Source organism: Candidatus Eisenbacteria bacterium (assembly GCA_035712145.1).
GTDB lineage: Bacteria > Eisenbacteria > RBG-16-71-46 > RBG-16-71-46 > RBG-16-71-46 > DASTBI01.
In genome coordinates, this window is sequence record DASTBI010000199.1 from 1 (window position 1) to 1,179 (window position 1,179).

The 1,179-nt window shown below is 63.4% G+C and carries 2 protein-coding genes; one reads left to right on the top strand and one right to left on the bottom strand.

Annotation, left to right across the window (positions count from 1 at the left end):
• Positions 1-309 (bottom strand): DUF4239 domain-containing protein (locus VFQ05_14110; protein HET9327897.1); only part of this gene is annotated, 309 nt, incomplete at its 3' end.
• A gap of 201 nt (positions 310-510) precedes the next feature.
• Here VFQ05_14110 and VFQ05_14115 point away from each other — a divergent pair.
• Positions 511-1,179, top strand: a 669-nt coding sequence (locus tag VFQ05_14115) for a rhodanese-like domain-containing protein (protein HET9327898.1), incomplete at its 3' end; no start/stop codon positions are given.

A 1,179-nucleotide genomic window follows, 5' to 3' on the forward strand; every position in this document is an offset into this window, starting at 1 on the left:
ACGCACGTGGTCGCGAATCCTCGCGGTCTCGGGTCCATAGCGCGCGAGGTGACGATCCAGCACCATGATGTTCACGGCGCTCTCGCGAATGGCTCGGTCCTGTGTATCGAAAGTGTTCTTGGCCGCGGCAGTCACCAACCCCAGCAGCAGTGCGGTCATGGTCGCGATCAAGCCCATGCCCAGTCGCACGACGTCCTGCGACTCCTTGGACGTGTGCTCTTCCGGCAGCCTCGAGCGAATCACCATTCCCACCCATGCCGCGCTGAACGTCAGGACGAACGTCAGGAAACCGATCGAAATGGCGAGCATGCCGTTCTCCAGATCAGTCGTGGCTTCATGATGACGGGCGGATTGGCGCCACTCTAGCGCCTCCCGCCCCTGGCACTCCCGCGTAATCTGCAGTCGCCGAGCCGCGGCCTCCAGGACTTGTTCACCCACCGCTTCACGGACGTATCCTCGTTGTTGTGAAGCAACGGGAGTCGGAGTCGATTTCCAGATGAGGAGGCACCGATGAACCGGCGGCTCGCTCTGCTAGCACTCGCGTTGATGGGCTCGATGGTCAGCGCGCACGGACAGACGTCCGGGACCATCTTCGAGGCCACCCTGGGCGAATCCGGCCAACGGACGGCGGAGGTTTCCACCGTCCAGCTCGAGCGCCTTCTCGCTGACCAGAGCGCCGTTGTGCTCGACACGCGTCCTTTTCGCGAGTTCGCGATCAGCCACATCCCGGGTGCTCGAAACGTTGCCGCCAAGCCCGGTGTTCCCATGTCGGCCTATGTCTCCGATGTCGCGGAGATCGGCAGACTGGTCGAGGGGAAGAAAGAGACTCCCCTCGTTCTCTACTGCAATGGTCCCTACTGCGGCAAGAGCAAGAGGCTGGCGGACGAGCTCCTCGCGGCGGGCTACAGCAACGTTCGTCGCTATCAGCTCGGCATTCCGGTCTGGCGGGCTCTGGGCGGCCTGACGGAGATCGAGGCCGACGGGTTACGCCACGTGGTGACGAATGACCGAACCGCCGTTCTCATCGATGTGCGCGAACTCGACGCTTTCCGCTCCGGCACCCTGCCCAACGCTCGAAGCATTCCGCGGAGCGGGGTGTTGGAAGGAAAAGACGTCGGCGAGGTCAAGCGTGCGAAGGACGATGGCCGGCTGCCGATGGAGGATCACAACACTCGCCTC